The organism is Bradyrhizobium sp. IC3195, from assembly GCF_020193585.1.
Lineage (GTDB): Bacteria > Pseudomonadota > Alphaproteobacteria > Rhizobiales > Xanthobacteraceae > Bradyrhizobium > Bradyrhizobium yuanmingense.
On sequence record NZ_JADYVG010000024.1, the window covers coordinates 97,695 to 117,084 of the forward strand.

Below are 19,390 nucleotides of genomic sequence, written 5' to 3' on the forward strand. Positions count from 1 at the left end.
CCAAGGGGCGATCAGCAGGCGATCAATTGCGACCTTGCGTGTTCCGGCTCTGCTCCGCCAGCCGGCGCTCGTATTTTTCAGCCAAGGCGAGCAGTCGCTTCCTGATGTGGGGATCGGCCCGCTCGGCCAGTTCGCGGATCAACGCGAGTTGCTCCCGCAGAAAGTTCGCGTCCGTCATCTCCGCTCCGAATCAAGTCCGGTACGGAGTGTGCCGTGTCAGGTTGGTCTCGTTCGTATCATTTGGTACTTGGGCGGAGGCATGAAGCCGCTCACCGGCCATGTGCGACTACCAGACTTACTTCAACCCCAGGCGACGTTCGAGCCAGCTGAGCGCGAACAGCACGAATAACGTGACTGCGATGGCGGCGCCCACCAGCAGCCAGGCGCCCAGCGCGCAGGCGATGCCAAGACCGGCAGCGATCCAGACAGTCGCCGCGGTAGTGAGGCCATGAACCGTCTTGGCCTTGACGTCGTGCAGGATGACGCCCGCACCGATGAAGCCGACGCCGCTCAGCACGCCGGTAACAATGCCTTGGACCACCCTCGAGACTGCATCCGGGTGGTCGCGCAAATTCTGAAACTCGATCACGGAAATCGAGATCAGCGCAGAGCCCAAGGCCACCAGCGCCAGGGTGCGCATGCCCACCGGCTTGTCGTTCATGTCGCGGTCGATGCCGATCACGAGGCCCGTAGCCGCCGCGACGAGCAGTCTCAGCACATCATCCAGTTCGTTCATCAAGACCCGCGTTTCTGGAGGGGCGACGCTTCGCGCACGTCGGACATGGACCTGCGAACTTGCTGCCAAGCGCGGCCGAGGTCCAAGCGTCCGTTGGTCGCATGCTGGCTGCGTGCGCGCCGGGACCGAGGCGTCATTGTCGCCTGAAGAACGACGACAGCGTCGATCCCGCGGACGACGCTGCCGCCTCCGGTTTCGCCGGTGCTGGCGCCGGCTGCGCGGCGGGAGCGGGGGCGGGCTCGTCGCGCTTGGTGCGTTTTGAGGAGTAGCTGCGGCGGCGTTGCGGCTTTTCAGGCTTCGCGCTCGACACAGGCGCCGTTTCGGCTGGAGGGCCAGCGTCCTGGCTCGTCTCCGAACCCTTGTCCGGGACTCTGTCCTGAGTCTTCTCTTGCGTCTTGTCTTGTACCTTGTCCGGACCGCCACGCATCGACAGGCGCTGGCCATCGAACACGGTGGTCTCGCAGTGACGATTGCTCTCGGCGAGACCCGCGCAGAATTTTGCGGCGGCGGCGGCATTGACCAGGGGGCCGGCGCCGAGGCGGAGCTGCATGCCGAGGCCGGTGTTGCCTTCCTTGATCATGATGATCGGCCGCAGCGCTGCGATCTCCGGGTTGGACTTGGTCACGCCGCGCCAGAGCGCGCGCAAGCCGTCGATCGAGTTGGCGCCGCCGAGATCGATCGCAAAGCGCGTCTGCTGAACGGCGATGGCAGGGGATTCGCTCTCGGCTGGCTCTGGCGGCTTGGTTGCTGCCGCCACGATTTCGGCTGCGGCGGGCGCCGGCTCGGCCTTCTGCTCGGCTGTCTCAGGTTGAATCAGTTTCGATGCGGCCGGATCAGGTGGCGCCATGAGCGACTTGGCGGGCACCAGCGGAATGGTCGGCAGCGCCGAAGTCATGGCCGGATTCTGTTGCACGAGCGAGGCGGCGGCCGCGGTCTGCGGCGGCGGGCTCGGCGGCTCCTTCAACGTTTCCTTCTGAGCATCCTTTGGCGAATCCTTCTGAGCATCCTTGGCGGCTTCGCTGCGCGGCTTCTCGCTCGTCGCCGTCGGCGTCGAAGCGACCGGCGCGACATTGGGAGCCGCGGGTGCTGCGTCCTGCGGCTTCGCGCCCGGCGGCGGCGCGGCCGCTTGCTTGGCAATGGCGCCGGTGACGGAATCGAGCCCTTGCTCCAGCACGGTGACTCGCGAATACAACCGGTCGCGGTCGCTGTTCAGCGTCTCGATCGCGGCGGTGAGCCGGCGCGCTTCGTTCTGGCTCTCCTTGGTCAGCAGCTGCAGCCGGTCGGCCTGGCGCACGAGATCGGCGGACGCAACCTGGTCGCGCCGCCAGCCGAGCTGGGCCTGGTTGGCCATCACGGCAATGACGACGGCGCCGACGGCCGCCACGCCCCACGAGCCCAGCCGCCACATCAAGCGCCCGTCGAAGGCGCTTTCCTCGGCCAAAAGTCCGGAGAACAGCCCGCCGGTCTCCTTGGTGGAGAAAGCGTCCGCCAGTGGGTCGGATTCCTTTGCCATGAATGTTAAGCGCCCAGCCCCGTCCGGCTTCCCCGAATCAATCAGGGAACATTAACAGGAAAAGCGCGCCGCACTTGAATTCCGGGCGTTTGCGGGGGTAGCAAGGCGATAGCTTCCGAGGGCGTTGCCGCCCGTCCGCGCCAATTTGATTCGGCCATAGCTGTCAGGATTTCGATGACCGCCCGTTCCAGCCTCACGATCGTGCTCGCCGCCGGCGAAGGCACGCGCATGCGATCGAGCCTGCCGAAGGTGCTGCATCCGGTCGCGCACCGGAGTCTGCTCGCGCATGTGCTCGCCGCCGCACCCAAGGGAACCGGCACCTCGCTCGCGGTGGTGATCGGCCCCGATCATCAGGCGGTCGCCGACGAAGCCAAGCGCATCCGTCCCGACGCGCTGACCTTCGTGCAGGCCGAGCGGCTCGGCACCGCGCATGCGGTACTGGCGGCGCGCGAGGCGATCGCGAGCGGCGCCGACGATGTCCTCATCGCGTTCGGCGACACGCCGCTGATCTCGGCCGAGACCTTTGCGCGGCTGCGTGCGCCGCTCGCCCGCGGCGCAGCCATTGCCGCGCTCGGCTTTCGCGCCGCCGACCCGACCGGCTACGGCCGCTTCATCGTCGAGGGCGACCGCCTGGTTGCGATCCGCGAGCAGGCCGACGCCAGCGCGGACGAGCGCAAGATCGATTTGTGCAATGCCGGCGTGATGGCGATCGACGGTCGCCGTGCGCTCGACATTCTCGGGCAGATCGGCGATGCCAATTCCAAGGGCGAATATTATCTGACGGATGCGGTCGAAATCGTCCGCAGGCAGGGATGGGAGTCGGTGGTGATCGAAACCAGCGAAGACGAGGTGCGCGGCATCAACACCAAGGCGCAGCTCGCCGAGGCCGAAGCCGTAATGCAGGCGCGTTTGCGCAAGGCGGCGATGGAGGCCGGCGTCACGCTGATCGCGCCGGAGACGGTGTATCTGTCCACTGACACCGTGTTCGGCAAGGACGTGACGATCGAGCCGTTCGTGGTGATCGGCCCCGGCGTGTCGATCGCGGACGGCGCGGTGATCCACTCGTTCTCGCACATCGTCGAGACGACGCTCGGCAAGAAGGTCTCGATCGGACCCTATGCGCGGCTGCGGCCCGGCACCTCGCTCGGCGACGGCGCGCGCATCGGCAATTTCGTGGAGACCAAGGCGGCGACGCTGGAGGCCGGCGTCAAGGTCAACCATCTCTCCTATATCGGCGATGCCACCGTCGGCGCCAATTCCAACATCGGCGCGGGCACTATCACCTGCAACTACGACGGCTTCAAGAAGCACAAGACGGTGATCGGGCAGGGCGCCTTCGTCGGCACCAACTCCTCGCTGGTCGCCCCGGTGACGATCGGCAACGGCGCCTATATCGGCTCGGGCTCGGTGATCACGAAGGACGTCCCCGACGACGCGATGGCGCTGGAGCGCAGCCCGCAGACGATCCGCGAAGGCGGCGCGGCGCGCTATCGCGAGATGAAGACCGGCGGCAAGAAGCCGGAGACGTGAGCGGCGCTATTCTTCGTCGGCGAATTCGGAGAAGATCGCGCGGGTCAGGCGCCAGCCGCGCGGCTTGGCGCGCTTCACCGGCTCGCCTTCGGGATGCTTGATGAAGAGGGGCTTGTTCTCTTTGCCGCGCAGCGGCGGCGGCCAATGCGCAAGGTGCGTGCCCGTGGTCTCGCTGGCGCGCAGATACATCGACGACAGACCCTTGCGGTCGGATGAGCCTTTCATGGCCTGGTTCTCCTGACCGGAATCGTTGGCCAAATGTATTGACAATAAGTTAACGGGCGCGGTTTAAGGCCGGCCAATTCGACGCAGACGACGCAGCGATCGCGGGCCCGTGCTGTCTCAATCAGCAATAATTATTGAGTATCTGGTTCCCTGCGATTTTCGCTAAAAACCGGGCGCGTCGTTTAGGCGATTTTTCGACGATTTGGGGGATAGTGATCCGCATGTGCGGGATAGTCGGCATTCTCGGGCGCGAGCCGGTTGCAGAGCAATTGGTGGATTCGCTCAAACGCCTCGAATATCGCGGCTACGATTCCGCGGGCGTGGCCACGCTCGAAGGCAAGCACCTGGAGCGCCGCCGCGCCGAGGGCAAGCTGAAGAATCTGGAGAAGCGGCTGGAGGCCGAGCCGCTCAAGGGTACCACCGGCATCGGTCACACGCGCTGGGCCACCCACGGCAAGCCGACCGTCAACAACGCCCACCCGCACGCGACCGAGCGCGTCGCCGTGGTCCACAACGGCATCATCGAGAATTTCCGCGAGCTGCGCGAGGAGCTCGAAAAGAAGGGCACGGTGTTCCACACCGAGACCGACACCGAGATCGTGCTGCATCTCGTCGACGATTTGCTCACGCGCGGCAATAAGCCCGTGGAAGCGGTGAAGCTGACGCTGGCGCGCCTGCGCGGCGCCTTCGCGCTCGGCTTCATCTTCGCCGGCGACAACGACCTCATGATCGGCGCCCGCAACGGCCCGCCGCTGGCGATCGGCTACGGCGACGGCGAGATGTATCTCGGCTCGGACGCCATCGCGCTCGGCCCGTTCACCGACACGATCAGCTATCTCGAGGACGGCGACTGGGTGGTGCTGACCCGCAAGAGCGCCGCGATCTTCGACAAGGACGGCCATGCCGTCCAGCGCGACAAGATCAGGCACGCCGCCTCGACCTCGCTGGTCGACAAGGCCAATTACCGTCACTTCATGGCCAAGGAGATCCACGAGCAACCGGAGGTGGTCGGCCACACGCTGGCGCGCTACGTCGACATGGCAACCGAGCGCGTCGCGCTGCCGGTCGCGCTGCCGTTCGATTTCAAGAACATCCAGCGCATCAACATCACCGCTTGCGGCACAGCGAGCTATGCCGGGTTCGTCGCCAAATACTGGTTCGAGCGCTTTGCGCGCCTGCCGGTCGAGGTCGACGTCGCCTCCGAATTCCGCTACCGCGAGGCGCCCTTGCGCAAGGGCGACCTCGCCATCTTCATCTCGCAGTCGGGCGAGACCGCCGACACGCTGGCGGCGCTGCGCTATGCCAAGGCCGAGGGCGTGCACACGATCGCGGTCGTCAACGTGCCGACCTCGACGATCGCGCGCGAGAGCGAGACGGTGCTGCAGACGCTGGCGGGACCCGAGATCGGCGTCGCCTCGACCAAGGCGTTCACCTGCCAGCTCATGGTGCTGGCAAACCTTGCGATCGCGGCCGGCAAGGCGCGCGGCGAATTGTCGGACGAGGACGAGACCAAGCTGGTCCACGGGCTCGTCGAGGTTCCGCGCCTGATGGCCGATGCGCTCACGAGCGAGCTCCAGATCGAGAAGCTAGCGCACCGGATCGCCAAGTCGCGCGACGTGCTCTATCTTGGCCGCGGCACCAGCTTCCCGCTGGCGCTCGAAGGTGCGCTCAAGCTGAAGGAGATCTCCTACATCCACGCCGAGGGCTATGCCGCCGGCGAGCTCAAGCACGGCCCGATCGCGCTGATCGACGAGACCATGCCGGTCGTCGTCATCGCACCCCACGACCGCGTGTTCGAGAAGACCGTCTCCAACATGCAGGAGGTCGCCGCGCGCGGCGGCAACATCATTCTGATGACCGATGCCAAGGGCGCGGCGGAGGCGACGGTCGAGTCCCTCGTCACCATCGTCATGCCCGATATGGCAGCAGCCTTCACGCCGATGGTCTATGCCGTCCCGGTGCAGCTGCTCGCCTATCACACGGCCGTCGTGATGGGGACCGACGTCGACCAGCCGCGCAACCTCGCAAAATCGGTGACCGTGGAATAGGCAATCTGGATATCGATCGGCCGCTCTCTTCCAAAACCTGCTAGAAGACCCTAGCTTGTGGTAGCGACCGACCTGGAACCCGAATGACCCCCCGCGACGACGCGCCTGCGCCTCTTGATCCCGTTCCGGAACCGCATACCGGCCTGATGGGCCGTTTCCGCAATTATTTCCTGACCGGCCTCGTGGTGACGGGGCCGATTGCGATCACCCTCTATCTGGTCTGGTGGTTCGTTACCTGGGTCGACGGCGTGGTGCGGCCGTTCGTGCCGCTGGCCTACCGGCCGGAAACCTATCTTCCCTACGTCATTCCCGGCTGGGGACTGATTGTCGCATTCTTCACGCTGACGCTGGTCGGCTTCCTCGCGGCCAATCTGATCGGCCGCACGCTGGTCGATGTCGGCGAGACCTTTCTCGGCCGGATCCCGGCGGTGCGCGCGATCTATCGCGGCCTGAAGCAGGTGTTCGAGACGCTGTTCTCGGGCAAGGGCTCGAGCTTCCGGAAAGTGGGCCTCGTCGAGTTTCCTTCGCCGGGCATGTGGTCGATCGTGCTGATCTCGCAGTCGCCGAACGAGGACATCTCGCGCAGCCTGCCGGGGCAGGAGGAGCACGTGTCGGTGTTCCTGCCGTGCTCGCCGAACCCGACAACCGGCTTTTTCTTCTATGTCCCCAAGAGCAAGATCATCGAGGTCGATCTCACCGCCGAGGACGCCGCGACGCTGATCATGTCGGCCGGCGTGGTGCAGCCGGGCTCGTCGCCCGATCCGAAGAAGGCGGCCGCGCTTGCGGGCATGGCGAATGCCGCGCGTATCGCCAATGCCTCCACGCTCCGGCCCGAGCCTGCGAAGGCGGAGTAGGGCCATTCCGTTGCGGGATGGTCGCGTTCACGCGGGCGCATTCGTCCTCTGCTAGGCTCAGGTCGACCGAACCTGCCGCTCGGAATTCGACCTGGAGTGCACGATGTCCAAAACCATTGCGATCCTCGCCCCCGGCGCCATGGGCAGCGCCGTGGCCCGCCGCCTCAGCGAGAACGGTGCGCGCGTGCTGACGTCGCTCAAGGGGCGGAGCGAGGCGACGCGCAAACGCGCCGCGGACGCCGGAATGGTCGGCGCCGAGGACGATGCGATCGCGGACGCCGACATCATCCTCTCGATCGTGCCGCCGGGCGAAGCCGTCGCGCTGGCCGAACGGCTGGCCGCGCTGATCGTCAGGCGCGAGAAGAAGCCGGTCGTGGTCGATTGCAACGCCGTCAATGTCGATACCGTGCAAAGAATTGAGGAGATCATCGGGTCGGCGCAGGCGCCGTTCGTCGATGCCGGCATCATCGGCTTTCCGCCGCAGCCAGGTGGCAAGAGCCCGGCCTTCTACATGTCGGGCGAGCATGCCAAGGACGTTGCCGTGCTTGGGGATCTCGGCCTCGACGTGCGGATCGTCGAAGGCCCGGTCGGCGCGGCCTCGGCGTTGAAAATGTCCTATGCCGGCATCGTCAAGGGCCTCGCCGGCATCGGATCGGCGATGGTGATCGCAGCCACGAAGGCGGGCGCGGCCGATGCACTGCGCGACGAGCTCGCGCTGAGCCAGCCCGCCATCTTGGCGCGGCTCGAAGTCGCGCTGTCCGACATGATCCCGAAGGCCTATCGCTGGGTCGCCGAGATGCGGGAGATTTCAGGATTCCTCGGGCCCGATCATCCGGCCAGCCAGATCTACGAGGGCTTTGCGCGGTGGTTCGAGCATCTGGCGGAGGATGCGAAGGGGGAGGCTGTGGATGCCGCGTTGATGAAGACCTTCGCGGCGAGCATCGCGCGGAAGAAGGCCTGATCGCGCGCATTCTCGCTCTCTCAACACGTCATTGCGAGCGCAGCGAAGCAATCCAGGCTGCCTCCGCGGAAAGATTCTGGATTGCTTCGCTGCGCTCGCAATGACGTGGAGGTTCCGGTGCCTTTGCGTCTGTCACGAACCTTGCGGCACTGCCTCAAAGTTAGCCCGCTCCGATCAACGGGATCGCTTCGTCTCGTTCGTACAGATACATCAGGCAGCGCAGCGCCTCGCCGCGCTCGCCCTTCAGCTTCGGATCCTCCTTGAGGATTCGCAGCGCCTCGTCTCTTGCCTGGGCGATCAACTGGCCATGCACCTCCGGGCGCGCGATGCGGTAGCCGGGCAGGCCGCTCTGGCGCACTCCCAGCACGTCGCCTTCGCCGCGCAGCTTCAGGTCCTCCTCGGCGATGCGGAAGCCGTCGGTGGTCTCTCGGATCACTTTCAGCCGCGCCTTCGACATCTCGCCGAGCGGCTCGCCATAGAGCAGGATGCAGGTCGAGGCCTCCGAGCCGCGTCCGATGCGGCCGCGCAGCTGGTGCAGCTGGGCAAGACCGAAACGCTCGGCGTTCTCGATCACCATGATGGTGGCGGCCGGGACGTCGACGCCGACCTCGACCACGGTGGTGGCGACCAGGAGGCCGATGTCGTGCGCGGCGAACTGGACCATGACGCGGTCCTTCTCGGTGCCCTTCATCTGGCCGTGGACGAGGCCGACGCGATCGCCGAAGCGCTTTTGCAGGGTCTCGAAACGCTTGGTGGCGTTGGTGAGATGCTCGGTGCCCTCAGCCTCGGACTCCTCGACCAGCGGGCAGATCCAGTAGACCAGCTTGCCGGCTTCGAGCGCACGGCCGACGCCTTCCATGACCTCGCCGATGCGGCTCATCGGCACGGCGCGGGTATCGATCGGCTGGCGGCCGGCCGGCTTTTCGCGCAGCTCGGAAATGTCCATGTCGCCGAAATAGGTCAGCACCAGCGTGCGCGGGATCGGCGTTGCGCTCAGCACCAGCACGTCGACAGCCTCGCCCTTGGACGTCAGCGCGAGGCGCTCGCGCACGCCGAAACGGTGCTGCTCGTCGACGATGGCGAGCGCGAGATCCCTGAACACGACATCGTCCTGGATCAGCGCATGGGTGCCGACGAGCAGGTCGATCCCGCCGTCGGCGAGCTCAGTGATGATCTCGCGCCGCTCCTTGCCCTTCTCGCGGCCGGTAAGGATCGCGACCCGCAATCCCGCGCGCTCGGCGAGCGGAGCGATGGTCTTGATGTGCTGGCGCGCCAGGATCTCGGTCGGGGCCATCAACGCGGCCTGCTTGCCGACCTCGGCGACCGCGGCGGCCGCGAGCAGCGCCACCACGGTCTTGCCGGAGCCGACGTCACCTTGCAGCAGGCGCAGCATGCGCAGCGGCTGCTTGAGGTCTTCGGCAATCGCCGCCGCAGCGTTGCGCTGTGACGGTGTGAGCGCGTAAGGAAGGGCATCGATGATCTTGTTGCGCAGATGCCCGTCGCCGGCATTGCGCACGCCCGCAGGACGGCGCAGCTGCGCGCGGATCAGGGCGAGCGCGAGCTGGCCGGCCAAGAGCTCGTCGAAGGCGAGGCGCGACCAGAACGGCCGGTCGGGCAAGATGTCGGTCAGCTCGACCGGCTGGTGCACGCGATTGAGCGCCTCCGCGATCGGCGGGAAGTCACATCGGCGCAGCACCTCCGGGCTGATCCATTCCGGCAGCGCGGGAAGCTTTTGCAGCGCCTGCGCGATCGCGCGGCGGAGCGAGCCGAGCGCGAGCCCTTCCGTCAGCGGATAGACCGGGTCGATCCCTGACAGCTTCGAGATCGCCTCCTCGTCGAGCACGCGATCGGGATGCACGATCTGCGGGATGCCATCGTACATTTGCAGCGTGCCGGAGACGAAGCGCTTCTCGCCGACCGGCAAGAGCTTCTCGACAAAGCCCGGCTTGGCGCGGAAGAAGGTCAGCACCACGTCGCCGGTATCGTCGCTGGCGTAGACCAGATACGGCGCGCGCGAACTGCGCGGCGGCGGCGGGCGGTGACGATCGACCGTGACCTCCAGCGTCACCATGGTTCCAACGGCCGCGTCGCGGATCTTCGGCCGGGTCCGGCGGTCGATCACCTGGCTCGGCAGATGCAAGAGCAGATCGACCAGCCGCGGCGTCTCGCTGCGGCTGAGCAGGTACTGCAACAGCTTGTCCTGCTTCGGACCGACGCCGGACAGGCTGGTCACGGGAGCAAACAGTGGATTGAGCAGGCTGGGGCGCATTCGGGGAATCTAAGATCGTTCCTCGCAGTCATGCCCGGCTTTATGCCGGGCATCCACGGCTTTTTTTCCGCGCGACGTGGATGGCCGGGACATAGGCGAGCGGAAGCGACGCCGTCCTTCAGACGGCTATGCCCGGCCATGACGGATTGGAGGGACGACCTCCCGCAACAAAGGGCTGACACCGGGGGTCCGAGTGGCTATATCACCCCCGCCCGGCACGTCCGGGCTTTCTGCGTTTGACTGGATTTGAGACATGACGGGAACGACACGATCGAGCAGCGGGCTGGATGACCGCCGCAAGCGGCTTCTGTTCCGCTGCTGGCACCGCGGCACGCGCGAGATGGACCTGATCCTCGGCCGCTTCGCGGATGCCGAGATCGGCAATCTGTCCGACGACGAGCTGAGCCATCTCGAGACCTTGCTCGAGGTCAACGATCCCGATCTCTATGCCGCCATCACCGGTGACAAGGTGCTGCCGGCCGACGTCACCGGCGCGCTGTTTGCCCGCATCAAGGCGTTCCCGATCGCGGACGGCAACGCATGAAGCAGGGGATGAAATCTCCGGCCGAGCTGCTCGCGCCCGGCCGCGCGCTGACGCTCGCCAATGTCGCGGAAGGTGCCGAAGGCCTCGTCGTCTCCGATCTCGCCCGTGCCATCGCGGCGCGGCCGAAGAAGCCGGCGGTCAGCCTCGCCGTGGTCTGCCGCGACGGCGGGCGCATGCAGTCGCTCGAACGCGCACTTAGGTTCTTCGCGCCCGATCTGCCGGTGCTGACCTTCCCGGCCTGGGACTGCCAACCCTATGACCGCGTCTCGCCGCATGGCGGCGTTCTCGCCCAGCGCCTGACCACGCTGGCGCGGCTGGCCTCGCTCACCGGCAGCGACAAGCCGCTGATCGTGCTGACCACGGTGAACGCGGTGGTGCAGCGCGTGCCCGCGCGCGAGCTGGTCGCGGCGCAGGCGCTGTCGGTCGCGCCGGGCAATGTCGTGCCGATGGACACCGTTGTCGCCTGGCTCGAGCACAACGGCTACAACCGTTCCTCCACCGTGCGCGAGCCCGGCGAATATGCCGTGCGCGGCGGCATTTTGGATCTGTTTCCGGCCGGCCTCGAGCAGCCAGTGCGGTTCGACTTCTTTGGGGACAGCCTGGAATCGATCCGCTCCTTTGACGCGGAGACCCAGCGCACGCTGCTCGACATGCGCTCGCTCGACCTCGTGCCGGTCTCCGAGTTCCAGCTCGTCACCGACACGATCCGCCGTTTCCGCATGGGCTATGTCGCCGAGTTCGGCGCGCCCGAGCGCGACGATGCGCTGTATGAAGCGGTCAGCGAAGGGCGCCGCCATCCCGGCATGGAGCACTGGCTGCCGCTGTTCCAGGACCGGATGGACACGCTGTTCGACTATCTGCAAGGCGCTGCGATCGCGATCGAGCCGCAGGCCGAGGACGCCGTGCGCGAGCGCTTCAAGCAGATCCTCGACTATTACGAGGCCCGGCGCGAGGCGATGGAGCATCCCGGCGGCGGCGCGATCTACAAGCCGCTGCCGCCCGACCGGCTGTATCTGACCGAGGAGGAATGGAGCAAGCGCCTCGGCGCGATCCCGCTGGCGCGGCTGACGCCGTTCTCGGTGCCGACCGACGGCATTGGCATAGTCGATGCGGGTGCGCGCAAGGGCCGCGACTTCGCGCCGGAGCGCAACGACAGCAATGTCAACGTGTTCGAGTCGGTCGTCAGCCACGTCATGGCGTTGCAGGCGCAGCGCAAGAAGGTCGTGATCGCGCTGTGGACGGAGGGCTCGCGCGACCGCATGACGTCGATGCTGCGCGACCACAAGCTCGCCCACGCTACCAGCGTCAACTCATGGCGGACGGTGCAGGCGACGCCGCGCAACGAGACCATGCTCGCCGTGCTCGGCCTCGAGAGCGGCTTCGAGACTGACGAGATCGCCGTCATCAGCGAGCAGGACATTCTGGGCGACCGCCTGGTGCGGCCGCGCAAGGCCAGCCGCAAGCTCGACAATTTCATCTCGGAGGTGACGAGCCTCACCGCCGGCGACATCGTCGTCCACGTCGATCACGGCATCGGCCGGTTCATCGGCCTGCAGACGCTGGACGTCGCCGGCGCGCCGCATGACTGCCTCGAGCTGCATTATGCCGCCGAGACCAAACTGTTCCTCCCGGTCGAAAACATCGAGCTGCTGTCGCGCTACGGCTCTGATCAAACCACGGTCGAGCTCGACCGCCTCGGTGGCTCGGGCTGGCAGACCCGAAAAGCAAAACTGAAGAACCGCATCCGCGAGATCGCGGGCGAGCTGATCAAGATCGCGGCCGAACGCATGCTGCACGAAGCGCCGAAGCTGCCGGTGCAGCAGGGCGTCTACGACGAGTTCTGCGCACGCTTCCCCTATGACGAGACCGAGGACCAGCTGGGCGCGATCGAGTCCACGCTGAAGGATCTCGAAAAGGGCCGCCCGATGGATCGCCTGATCTGCGGCGACGTCGGCTTCGGCAAGACCGAGGTGGCGCTGCGCGCCGCCTTCGCCGTGGCGCTCGACGCCAAGCAGGTCGCGGTCGTGGTGCCGACCACGCTGCTGGCGCGTCAGCACTACCGGACCTTCAGCGAGCGCTTCAAAGGCTTCCCGGTCAATGTCGCGCAGGCCTCGCGCCTGATCCCGACCAAGCAGCTCAACGAGGTCAAGAAGGGTATCGCCGACGGCTCGGTCGACATCGTCGTCGGCACCCACGCGTTGCTCGGCAAGGCGATCAAATTCCGCGACCTTGGCCTGCTCATCGTCGACGAGGAGCAGCATTTCGGCGTCAGCCACAAGGAGCGGCTGAAGGCACTGCGCGCCGAGGTGCACGTGCTGACGCTGTCGGCAACCCCGATCCCGCGCACGCTCCAATTGGCACTGACCGGCGTCCGCGAGCTCTCGATCATTGCCTCGCCCCCGGTGGATCGCTTGGCGGTGCGCACCTTCGTCGCCCCGCACGATCCCCTGATGATCCGCGAAGCGCTCCTGCGCGAGCGCTATCGCGGCGGCCAGGCGTTCTACGTCGTGCCGCGTATCGACGATCTCGCCGAGGTCAAGGACTTCCTCGACAAGAACGTGCCCGAGATGAAGGTCGCGGTCGCGCATGGCCAGATGCCGCCGGCCGTGATCGAGGACATCATGACCGCGTTCTACGACGGCAAGTTCGACGTTCTGTTGTCGACCACCATAGTCGAGTCCGGCCTCGACATCCCCAACGCCAACACGTTGATCGTGCATCGCGCCGACATGTTCGGCCTTGCCCAGCTCTACCAGCTGCGCGGCCGCGTCGGCCGCTCCAAGCTGCGGGCCTATGCGCTGTTCACGCTGCCGGCGCAGCAGAAGATCACCGCGCAGGCCGAGCGCCGGCTCACCGTGCTGCAGTCGCTGGAGACGCTGGGCGCCGGCTTCCAGCTCGCCTCCCACGACCTCGACATCCGCGGCGCCGGCAATTTGCTCGGCGAGGAGCAGTCCGGCCACATCAAGGAGGTCGGCTTCGAGCTCTATCAGTCGATGCTGGAGGAGGCGATCGTCAATCTCAAGGCCGGCGTCTCCGAGCCCGCCGCCGACCGCTGGTCGCCGCAGATCACCATCGGCATGCCCGTGCTGATTCCGGAGGACTATGTCAGCGATCTCTCGGTGCGGCTGTCGCTGTACCGGCGCCTGGCCGATCTCGACACCGAAGAGGAGATCGAGAATTTCGGCGCCGAGATGCGCGACCGCTTCGGCGTGCTGCCGGACGAGGTGCGCTATCTGTTCAAGGTCGCCGCGATCAAGGCGTTCTGCCGCCGGGCCAATGTCGAGAAGATCGACGCCGGCCCGAAGGGCGCCGTCATCGTCTTCCGCGACAATTCCTTCGCCCATCCCGAGCGCCTCGTGAGCTTCATCCGCAGCTACGGCCAGGCCGCCAAGGTGCGGCCCGACATGAAGGTGGTGTTCCTGCAGGACTGGGAGACCCCGGAAGAGCGTCTTGCCGGCACCACGGAGATCATGCGGCAGCTGGCGCAGCTCGCCGAGAGCAAGAAGGCGGCGTAGAGGCACCGGCCTCACCGCGTCATTGCGAGGAGCCCTTGCGACGAAGCAATCCAGAGTCTTTCCGCGGAGGGATTCTGGATTGCTTCGCTGCGCTCGCAATGACGGTGGTTATTGCGACAGCCCGCGAGAAAGCTAAGACGCCGCCCTTGACGCGTCCGCCGACAGTCGCGCCAGCAAGGACCTTGCCGTATCCGACGGCGACAGCGAGTCCACGCTGACCACGGGATCGCTGCGCATCTCGTGCTTGCCGTTGGAGGTGTGCCGCATCACCGCCGACAGGCGGCGCGCGATCATATGCGCGGTGCGGAAGTCGGTCTCGGCGAACACGACGATGACCGAGCCGTCCTTCTGCGCGGCGCCAAAATCCATCTGCCGCATCAGGCGGCTGAGGATGCGGGCGGCGTCGAGCTGGGCGCGGGGATTGTTGGGATCGAAGGCGAAGCGCGCGACCGAGAGGCCGCCGCCGCGGGCGAGCGTCTGCTCGACCGCCTTGGCGAAATCGCGGGCGAAGGCTTCCACCGTGAGCAGGCCGCTGCGCGGATCGAGCCAGCCGCCGGCATCGATCGAGCGCAGCGTGCGGCTCAGCTGCGCTTCCATGGCGTGCTGGCGGATCAAGGGCAGTGCGTTGGCGGCGATCCTCGGCGGCTCGCCGGTGATCAGCTCGAGATTGGGCAGGTCGTAGCTCTGGGTGAGCTGGTGGGCGGTGACGACCACGGGCAGGCTGCGGAAGCGGGTGTCCTCGGCGAGCACGGTCAGAAACGCATCGGTCACGCGCGCGGTAAAACCTTCGGCGAGCACGACGCCGTCGAGATCGCGGGTGTTGAGGTGTTTCGCGGCAGCCTCGATCGAGAGCGCACCGACCACGCCGACGCGTTCGCCGAACGCGACGGAGAGCGCAGGGTAAGCCGCGCCGCGGCCGATCAGGAGCACGGTGGCATCGCGTGCGGGATCGCCCTGCGGCAGCGCGATTTTCACTTCGGGCAGCCGGCGCAGAACCGTTGCGTGTAATGTCCGCACGCGCAGCGCCGCCCGGAGCCGCGCGATCAGCCGGTCGGGATTGCCGCCGCGCGAGGAGAAGGGCAGGGCGTTGTGCGGCAGCGTGCCCGCCGCATCCAGGGCCACGAAGGGCAGGTAAGGCGATTGAGCGGTGATCGTCTTTGCGAGCCGCGTCACATGCGGCTCGTGTCCGGCATGGACCGCAGCGAGAACCGCGGCCGGCTGCACCTCTTCGACCGCGCGCGGCGCGCTGGTCCAGTCGGTGTCGACGACGGGAAAGAGCCGGGCCTCGTCCAGCGCCGCCACGAAGGCGGGGCGTTCGGCATCGGACACAAACAGGATCGGGCCCGCCTGGGACATGTAAAAACTCTGATCGCGCAACAATTTGCCGCCGCAATCTAGTTTGGCCGCCTTAATGCTGCGTCAACGCAGGCGCTGAAACCGCGCCTAGACCGGCCCGGAGCGGTCGCGAAAAGCTTCGACCATCAAGGGGTTAAGCCCGAGCTCGCTGAGCGCCTCGCGGGCGCGGGCATTGTCCTGGGCGCGCCCGGCGAGCCGGTGGCCGGAGAGGCGGTCGGGCAGCGCCGTGAGCAGCGCGCCCTGGCCGAGCCGGCGCGCCCATTCCTGCAGATCGTTGGAGAGGAAGCGATAGCCGCCGACGGCCATGATGCCGGAGGGCGGCGCTGTGATGCAGATCGCGCCGCTCGGGCGATCGAGCCGCGCGGCATAGCCCGTGTCGACATAGTCGCGCGGCGGCTGCGCCGTCAGCGTCTCGCCGACCGGCTGCGGCGGGGCGTAGGCCGCGATCGGCACCATCGCGCCGCGCAGGCCAAGCGTGCCCTTCGGCGTCAGCAGGATCTCGCCGGCGATGGAGGAGCCGGACTGCTCGCGCGGAGTGCCGTGCGGCCCCGGCATCACCGGCACCGGCATGCCGTCCTCGCCGCGGCGGGCGCCGAACAATCCGGCCTCGCCGAACAGGTAGACGTCGGTCAGCGGCGCATGCGGCGCAATCCAGGCATCGCTCGCCGCGACCTGCTCGGGCGCGCGCCACAGGCCGATGACGTTGCGCAAAGTGGGCATCCGCGCCGCGAGGTCGGCATCGCCGAGCCGTAGCGCAAGCTGCGCCGGCGCGATCAGCACCTCGCATTCGTGCTCGTTGATCTGCTGCTCCAGCACATCGTTTTCGAACGGATGATGCAGCGCCATCGTGCCGCCCGAGAGCAGCCACACCGCGAGCGAGGAGGCGAGCCCGGCGAACGACATCGGCGTGAACGCCGCCATCACGGTCGCGCCCTGCTTGATGTCCGCTTCGAGCGACATCGCAAGGCCGCCCGCGATCAGGCTGAAATGCGGCCGCGGCACCGGACGGAAGCCCTCCGCCGTGACGTCGAAGGAGATCATGGCCGCCTTGCGGCCGTCCTGGATCACGGCGCGCGTGGTGCCGGGCGGGCGTGCCAGGACGTCGTCGAGCGAAGCCATGCCTTCGGGCAGGTCGCTTCCGAAGCCGTAGACGTGCCGGATCGAGAACGCCTCGGCCGCGGCGTGCATGGCGAGATCAGCATAGCTGACGCCGTCGACCGTGCTCATGGTAACGATGGCGCGCGCGGCGGTGCGGTTGAGCGCTGCGGTCAGTTCCGCATGGCGCCAGAGCAGCGGCAGCACGGCGACAACGAGGCCGGCGCGATGGGCCGCGAGCACGGTCAGCACGAACTCGACAGTATTCGGCAGCTGGATCGCGATGACGGAATTGGCGGGCAGGCCGGATTCGACGAAATGCGCCGACAGCGCCTCGATGGCGGTATCGGCCTCGGTATAGGTCATCCGCCGCGGCCGGTGCCCGGTGATGCGTGCCTTGTTGAGCGGATCGAGCAGGGCGGTCGCGTGGGGCTGCCGCATCAGCGTGCGCTGAAACAGTGTGTCGAGCGTCGGCGATATTGCTGGCTGGTTCACGGCGTCACTTCGCTTGATGAGCTTGCGGCTGCCCCTTCGACCACCAGGTCTCCGGCAAATAGCCCGAGAGCGAGGTGGTCTTGGGCCGTTCTATCCGATTCCAGCGCGCGATCCATTGCTCCGATACGTTAAACAGCGGGATTGTGTAGAAGCCCGCGATCAGAGCGCGGTCGAGCGCGCGCACCGCCGCAACGAAATCCGTATGTTCACGGGCCTCGAGCAGGGCGGCGATCATAGCATCGACGGCGGGATCCCTGGCGCCCATGTAGTTGCGGGTGCCCGGATTGTCCGCGGCCGCACTGCCCCAATAGAAGTACTGCTCGTTGCCGGGCGACAGCGACTGGTCCCAGCGGTTCTGGATCATGTCGAACTCGTAGGCGAGCCGGCGCTGGTCGAATTGCACGGGATCGACCGAGCGCACGCTGGCCTCGATGCCGGCGCGTCTGAGGTCGCGCTGGAAGGCGAGCGCGATGCGCTCCTGGTCGCGCGTCGTGACCATGATCTCGAAGGTGAAGGGGCTCTTGGTCGCGCGATTGCGCAGCACGGTGCCGTCGAGATCGTAGCCGGCCTGCGACAGCAGCTTCAGCGCGGCGCGCAGCGTGGTGCGGTCGCGGCCTGATCCGTCAGTGACCGGCAGGCGGTAGCTGCCGTCCAGGATGTCGGGCGGCATCCGTGTGGCGAACGGTTTGAGCAGCTCGCGCTCGCGCGCATCCGCAGGCCTGCCATGGGCCGACAGTTCCGAGCCGGCGAAATAGCCGGCCACGCGCGAATAGAGCCCAAAGAAATAGCTGCGGTTGACCAGCTCGAAGTCGAAAAGCAGCGTCAGAGCCTGCCGCACACGGATATCGGCGAAGACAGGACGGCGGGTGTTGAACACCAGGAATTCGGACGGCTGCGGCAGGCCGGGCTTGACGGTGTCGCGGATCACCTCGCCGCTTTTGGCTGCCGGAAAGTCATAGCCGTCGTGCCAGCGCAGCGGCTCGTGCTCAACGCGGAAATCGTAGAGGCCGCGCTTGAACGCCTCGAACTGCCCGTTGGCCTCGCGAAAATAGTCGAGCCTGATCTCGTCGAAATTGTAGAGCCCGCGATTGATGGCGAGGTCGCGGCCCCAATAATCGGGATTGCGCGCAAGCGTCACGCTGGCGCCGGGCTTCACCGCGGTGATGCGATAGGGGCCCGAGCCAATCGGCGCGGTCAGCGTCGTTTCCTCGAAGGTCGCGACGTCGATGGCGTGCTTCGGCAGGATCGGCATCAGGCCGAGAATCAGCGGCAGCTCGCGGTCGTTGGCGCCTGTCAGGTCGAATCGGACGGTGAGGGGGTCGGGCGCTTCGGCCTTGGCGACCTTGCCGTAGTATTGCCGGTGATTGGGGCGGCCGCGGTCGCGCAGCAGCTGCCAGGAGAACAGCACGTCCTCTGCCGTGACCGGCTTGCCGTCGGAGAAGCGGGCGCGAGGATCGAGACGGAAGGTGACGAAGCTTCGCTCGTCATTGGTTTCGACGGTCCTGGCGAGCAGGCCATAAAGCGTGAACGGCTCGTCCTGCCCGCGCGCCAGCAGGCTCTCGACCACGTAGTTGCGGACCGGCTGCACCGCCAATCCCCTCACGATGAAGGGATTGAGGCTGTCGAAGGTGCCGAGAATGCCCCAGGTCAGACGGCCGCCCTTGGGGGCATCGGGGCCGGCGTAGGGCATGTGGCTGAAGTCGGCGGGCATCGCCGGCTTGCCGTGCATGGCGATCGCGTGGGCCTCCTCGGCCGCGGCGGTGCCTGCCGACAGCATCCCGGCAAGCGCAAGGGCAAGGGCAAGGGCAAGGGCAAGGGTATAGAGGCGGAGGCCGGGGCCCTCGAAGAGGCGCTGGAACATGAACATCGGCACAAGGTGATTCGAGGACCGTCGGGCGAATCTTATCACAGGGAATTTGATGGGGCTTTCGCGCCAGACCGGCCAAAGACGCTTGTCGGCATTGATCTTTTCGTCGGCCACGTTAAGAAGGCACCCAATCGCGCAAGAGCGTCGAGACCGTCACTTATCCGCCTCAATTGACGGGGAGAGAGCCGCGCCCAAGGCGGCCAGGTTCGGCGCTTCGGAGCGGTTCGGGCACTTCCCGTTCAGAAAGGGTTTTCCGCAATGAATTTCCGTTACTTGGCCGCGTCCGTCCGGCCGCGCGGGCGACTTCTCGCCCTGTTGACGGCGACGGCGTTGGCCGTTCCGTTTGCCGCCGAGGCCCAGACCCCTGCGCCGGCCCCCGGCG

Annotated in this window: 14 protein-coding genes and 1 pseudogene; 7 read left to right on the forward strand and 8 right to left on the reverse strand. The window is 66.7% G+C overall.

Translation table 11 applies throughout. The features are described from left to right. Positions 1 to 22: 22 nt before the first annotated feature. The 3 genes from I6F09_RS31760 to I6F09_RS31770 form a co-directional block, all read right to left on the reverse strand. A complete protein-coding gene (locus tag I6F09_RS31760) occupies positions 23 to 178 on the reverse strand; it encodes a hypothetical protein (protein ID WP_162131179.1) in 156 nt (51 codons plus the stop codon). A gap of 117 nt (positions 179 to 295) precedes the next feature. After that, on the reverse strand, positions 296 to 736 hold the full coding sequence (locus I6F09_RS31765; protein WP_036012541.1) for an MgtC/SapB family protein: 441 nt from the start codon (positions 734 to 736) through the stop codon (positions 296 to 298). A 133-nt stretch (positions 737 to 869) separates the two neighbouring features. Continuing rightward, entirely contained in the window at positions 870 to 2,249 is a 1,380-nt protein-coding gene (locus I6F09_RS31770) for a hypothetical protein (protein WP_225189811.1), read from the reverse strand. Positions 2,250 to 2,423: 174 nt separating this feature from the next. Between I6F09_RS31770 and glmU the strand changes: the two genes are divergently transcribed. Continuing rightward, entirely contained in the window at positions 2,424 to 3,779 is a 1,356-nt protein-coding gene (gene glmU / locus I6F09_RS31775) for a bifunctional UDP-N-acetylglucosamine diphosphorylase/glucosamine-1-phosphate N-acetyltransferase GlmU (protein WP_225189812.1), read from the forward strand. 6 nt (positions 3,780 to 3,785) lie between these two features. Here glmU and I6F09_RS31780 read toward each other — a convergent pair whose 3' ends face one another. After that, the gene (locus I6F09_RS31780) at positions 3,786 to 4,004 is read right to left on the reverse strand and encodes a hypothetical protein (RefSeq protein WP_036012532.1); all 219 of its coding nucleotides are present in this window, start codon (positions 4,002 to 4,004) and stop codon (positions 3,786 to 3,788) included. A 221-nt stretch (positions 4,005 to 4,225) separates the two neighbouring features. Here I6F09_RS31780 and glmS point away from each other — a divergent pair, with 221 nt between their 5' ends. The 3 genes from glmS (at position 4,226) to I6F09_RS31795 (ending at position 7,867) form a co-directional block, all read left to right on the forward strand. After that, positions 4,226 to 6,052 (forward strand): glutamine--fructose-6-phosphate transaminase (isomerizing), encoded by a 1,827-nt coding sequence (gene glmS / locus I6F09_RS31785; protein WP_225174297.1) that lies wholly within the window; start codon positions 4,226 to 4,228, stop codon positions 6,050 to 6,052. 83 nt (positions 6,053 to 6,135) lie between these two features. Continuing rightward, positions 6,136 to 6,906, forward strand: coding sequence for a DUF502 domain-containing protein (locus tag I6F09_RS31790; RefSeq protein ID WP_036012517.1), 771 nt, complete (start codon positions 6,136 to 6,138; stop codon positions 6,904 to 6,906). A gap of 103 nt (positions 6,907 to 7,009) precedes the next feature. After that, the gene (locus I6F09_RS31795; protein WP_225170858.1) at positions 7,010 to 7,867 is read left to right on the forward strand and encodes an NAD(P)-dependent oxidoreductase; all 858 of its coding nucleotides are present in this window, start codon (positions 7,010 to 7,012) and stop codon (positions 7,865 to 7,867) included. Positions 7,868 to 8,027: 160 nt separating this feature from the next. Here I6F09_RS31795 and recG read toward each other — a convergent pair whose 3' ends face one another. Beyond that, positions 8,028 to 10,136 carry an ATP-dependent DNA helicase RecG gene (gene recG, locus I6F09_RS31800; RefSeq protein WP_225170857.1) on the reverse strand — a complete coding sequence of 703 codons (2,109 nt, stop codon included), beginning with the start codon at positions 10,134 to 10,136 and terminating at the stop codon, positions 8,028 to 8,030. A gap of 253 nt (positions 10,137 to 10,389) precedes the next feature. Here recG and I6F09_RS31805 point away from each other — a divergent pair, with 253 nt between their 5' ends. Then, the gene (locus I6F09_RS31805; RefSeq protein ID WP_225170856.1) at positions 10,390 to 10,680 is read left to right on the forward strand and encodes a succinate dehydrogenase assembly factor 2; all 291 of its coding nucleotides are present in this window, start codon (positions 10,390 to 10,392) and stop codon (positions 10,678 to 10,680) included. Further along, positions 10,677 to 14,195 carry a transcription-repair coupling factor gene (gene mfd / locus I6F09_RS31810; RefSeq protein ID WP_225189813.1) on the forward strand — a complete coding sequence of 1,173 codons (3,519 nt, stop codon included), beginning with the start codon at positions 10,677 to 10,679 and terminating at the stop codon, positions 14,193 to 14,195. The genes I6F09_RS31805 and mfd overlap by 4 nt, the downstream gene beginning before the upstream one ends. Positions 14,196 to 14,327: 132 nt before the next feature. Here the strand turns inward: mfd and I6F09_RS31815 are convergent, their stop codons facing one another. From I6F09_RS31815 to I6F09_RS31825, 3 genes are all read right to left on the reverse strand, one after another. Beyond that, entirely contained in the window at positions 14,328 to 15,551 is a 1,224-nt protein-coding gene (locus I6F09_RS31815) for a hypothetical protein (RefSeq protein ID WP_109143700.1), read from the reverse strand. Positions 15,552 to 15,638: 87 nt separating this feature from the next. Continuing rightward, the gene (locus I6F09_RS31820; protein ID WP_225170854.1) at positions 15,639 to 17,141 is read right to left on the reverse strand and encodes a class I adenylate-forming enzyme family protein; all 1,503 of its coding nucleotides are present in this window, start codon (positions 17,139 to 17,141) and stop codon (positions 15,639 to 15,641) included. Positions 17,142 to 17,145: 4 nt separating this feature from the next. Further along, positions 17,146 to 19,008: an extracellular solute-binding protein gene (locus tag I6F09_RS31825; RefSeq protein WP_225189818.1), complete on the reverse strand. Its 1,863-nt coding sequence runs from the start codon at positions 19,006 to 19,008 to the stop codon at positions 17,146 to 17,148. Between the two features lie 258 nt (positions 19,009 to 19,266). Here I6F09_RS31825 and I6F09_RS31830 point away from each other — a divergent pair. Continuing rightward, positions 19,267 to 19,390: pseudogene (locus I6F09_RS31830) on the forward strand (invasion associated locus B family protein); the annotation flags it as partial.

Coding starts and splice junctions, on each gene's coding strand:
- mfd (WP_225189813.1), top strand. CDS start 10,677: ATGAAGCAGGGGATGAAATCTCCGGCCGAGCTGCTCGCGCCCGGCCGC.
- glmU (WP_225189812.1), top strand. CDS start 2,424: ATGACCGCCCGTTCCAGCCTCACGATCGTGCTCGCCGCCGGCGAAGGC.
- I6F09_RS31815 (WP_109143700.1), bottom strand. CDS start 15,551: ATGTCCCAGGCGGGCCCGATCCTGTTTGTGTCCGATGCCGAACGCCCC.
- recG (WP_225170857.1), bottom strand. CDS start 10,136: ATGCGCCCCAGCCTGCTCAATCCACTGTTTGCTCCCGTGACCAGCCTG.
- I6F09_RS31765 (WP_036012541.1), bottom strand. CDS start 736: ATGAACGAACTGGATGATGTGCTGAGACTGCTCGTCGCGGCGGCTACG.
- I6F09_RS31825 (WP_225189818.1), bottom strand. CDS start 19,008: ATGTTCATGTTCCAGCGCCTCTTCGAGGGCCCCGGCCTCCGCCTCTAT.
- I6F09_RS31780 (WP_036012532.1), bottom strand. CDS start 4,004: ATGAAAGGCTCATCCGACCGCAAGGGTCTGTCGTCGATGTATCTGCGC.
- I6F09_RS31790 (WP_036012517.1), top strand. CDS start 6,136: ATGACCCCCCGCGACGACGCGCCTGCGCCTCTTGATCCCGTTCCGGAA.
- I6F09_RS31770 (WP_225189811.1), bottom strand. CDS start 2,249: ATGGCAAAGGAATCCGACCCACTGGCGGACGCTTTCTCCACCAAGGAG.
- glmS (WP_225174297.1), top strand. CDS start 4,226: ATGTGCGGGATAGTCGGCATTCTCGGGCGCGAGCCGGTTGCAGAGCAA.
- I6F09_RS31795 (WP_225170858.1), top strand. CDS start 7,010: ATGTCCAAAACCATTGCGATCCTCGCCCCCGGCGCCATGGGCAGCGCC.
- I6F09_RS31805 (WP_225170856.1), top strand. CDS start 10,390: ATGACGGGAACGACACGATCGAGCAGCGGGCTGGATGACCGCCGCAAG.
- I6F09_RS31760 (WP_162131179.1), bottom strand. CDS start 178: ATGACGGACGCGAACTTTCTGCGGGAGCAACTCGCGTTGATCCGCGAA.